Source organism: Pseudomonas sp. NPDC086112, assembly GCF_044746425.1.
GTDB lineage: Bacteria > Pseudomonadota > Gammaproteobacteria > Pseudomonadales > Pseudomonadaceae > Aquipseudomonas.
Map to the genome: position 1 here is coordinate 14182 of NZ_JBIVCD010000044.1, position 2736 is coordinate 16917.

Annotated in this window: 1 protein-coding gene; it reads right to left on the reverse strand. The window is 57.5% G+C overall.

The window, feature by feature from the left end; all coding sequences use genetic code 11:
- Window positions 1-2689, reverse strand: a 2689-nt coding sequence (locus ACIPLA_RS24015) for an LPS-assembly protein LptD (protein WP_401176508.1), incomplete at its 3' end; no start/stop codon positions are given.
- Window positions 2690-2736 lie beyond the last annotated feature (47 nt).

Sequence of the window (2736 nt, forward strand, 5' to 3'; positions counted from 1 at the left end):
CGCCGTGGTCGCCTTTGTCGGTGTCCGGGGCGTTCTGACTGAACTCGTCATAGCTGACCCAGTAACGGTTGATCAGGCGCAATTTCCAGCAGCAGTTGTCGTATTCGAAACCACCGAAGGCTTCCAGAGTACGGTTGCGGTTGTAGTCATACTGCCAGCGGCTGATGGCGTTCCACTGCGGCACGATCGGCCAGATCACCGAGAAGTCGTGCTGCTTGATCTTGTAGTAGTCCTTCACATAGCCAGGAGTGCCCGGAGTACCGTAGTCACCGCCGCCTACCGACCATTTACCGGTGTTCTGGTCATAACGGACCTGGTCATTGCGATAGCGATAACCGGCGTTGATGACCTTGTTCGGGTTGTCTTCAGGCTGGTAGTGGAACATCGCGCTACCCGAGCGAGGGCTGCGGCTGTCCGGGTCCCAGTTGTAATCGGCGGTGGTGCGCCAATCGCGGTTCCAGCGGTATTCGTATTCCAGCGCATAAGGCGAAACACTGGATTTTGCATCGTCGCGGGTTTTCGCATCGATACCTGGCAACTGTACTTCGCGGTCCTTGAAGTACAAGGCCTGGCCGACGCTGATGCGTTGACGTTCGAAGCCGTTATCTTCAATCCAGCGGTTGGTCACGCCCAGCGACAGCTTGTTCTCGTCGCCGACACGGTCGGAGCCGGAGAAGCGGTTGTCGCGGAACAGCGAGGCGTAGTTGAAGGTGTATTCGCTAGTGTCGAATACCGGAATGTCTTCCTGGTCTGTCTCAGGTACATAGAGATAGAACAGGCGCGGTTCCAGGGTCTGACGGTAGTTTTTTCCGAACCAGGAAGTGTTGCGGTCAAAGTACAGGCCGCTGTCGATGCTGGCGATCGGTACTCCACGGTTCTGGTTGCTACTGAACGTGCCGTTGACCCTGTCCTGCTCCGCGCTTTGCGAAGCAATGTCGCTTTTGCCCCTGCCGTCCAGATCCAGTTGATACTGCGTGTACTGGTACTTGAGCGATGGCTTGAGGAAGCCATACGTCCAGTTCAGCGGCAGACTGACACCTGGTTTGAGATTCAAACGGTCGCCGTTGGCGCGTGCCAGACCAAAGATGTTGTTATCCAGACGTGGCTCGGTGGTAATCCCGTCCTCCTGGACGAATGTTCCACTCTTCAGGTCGCGATCAAAGCGAACGATCTCGGTCTCGTAATCGAAGTTCAAACCTTCCGGATGATACGGCAGCTGCCCATTGAAGGTGATCTGCGGCAAACGATCATAAGGCGTGATGTTCGAAACGGTCGCCAGCTGATAAGCCTGGGCATTCAAACGAGCGGTGTAGCTGTCGCCACGATAGGTGACAGAACCTTGCTGATTCACGAAATCGGCACTTTTCACACCAATCTGATCAGTCTGCAAATCCTGGAAGTAATACGGATCGCTGATCTTGGTGTAATCGACCTGAGTCAATACGCGCGAGTCCAGGCCACCCTTGTGCTGCCAGTTGTACATGTAGCGGGTTTTTTCGTAGTCAGTCTGCAGCTTGCGATCGTCGTTCTCGTCGTTGAGGTACGAGGCGCCGAACTGACCTTCGCTGGACTTGGTCAGGTAGCGGAACTCGCCTTCCATCAACAGGCCACGCTTGCTCATATAGCGCGGGTACAACGTGGCATCGTAGTTCGGTGCCAGGTTGAAGTAGTACGGAGTGACCAGCAGGAAGCCGGTATCGCTGCCGGTGCCAATGGTCGGTGGCAGGAAGCCGGACTGACGACGGTCGTCGATCGGGAAGTAGATGTACGGCGTGTACAGAACCGGAATGTCCTTGACCCGCAGCGTCACGTTGGTCGCAGTACCGAAACCGGTCGCCGGGTTCAAGGTGATGTTGTTGCCCTTGAGCTGCCAGGCGTTGCTGTCCGGTTCGCACGTGGTGTACGTACCGTCCTTGAGGCGGATGATCGCGTTCTCGGCCCGTTTGGCATATAGCGCGTTACCGCGGATACGCGATTTGTGCATCACGTATTCGGCGTTGTCGACTTTGGCTTCACCCGTGTCGAGCTGCACGTCGGCGTGGTCGCCCACGATCAGTGCGCCGTTGTCGCGAACACGCACGTTGCCGCTCAGTTCGCCACGGCTCTCGGCCTGGTACAGGTTCGCTTCGTCGGCTTCTACCTGCATGCTGCCCTGACGCATAACGACGTCACCGGCCAGAGTAGCGATCTGCTCATCCTGCTTATAGCGAGAGGCTTTGGCACCGAGAAAGGTCGGAGCGTCACTTTTACTCGTCTTGTCATTCATGCCAGGACGAATCGGTTCGATATAGGAACCAGAGCAGTAAGGACCGGTTTCGGCCAATTGCGCTGCGGTGAGCTTCTCGCGCGGAACCCAGTCGAGGTGACTGTAGTCTTCACTACGCGACTTCAAGCCGCGGCCCTTGGACTCCGTAACCAGCACGGGTTTGGCGCCGGTATCTGCGCTGGAGCCGGTGTCTGCCGCAGCTTCGCCAGTGGCGGAAACTGCGCTGCCCTCATGGACGGGGCGTGGCGGCAATGCAGCAGCCGGTGCCTTTGGCGCGCAGTCCCAGGCACCCGAAGCAGAGACTGAGCAGTCATACTGTTCCGCGGCGACCACGAACGAAGTGGCTAGAGGTTGCAGGGCCAGCAGACTGCCGGTGACCAACAACGGAAATTTTTTACGAAACGCGGGGGATTTCAATGCCATCTTATTAGTCCGGGCTTCCTGCGTGCCATCTGCCCGCGGTGTGGGCC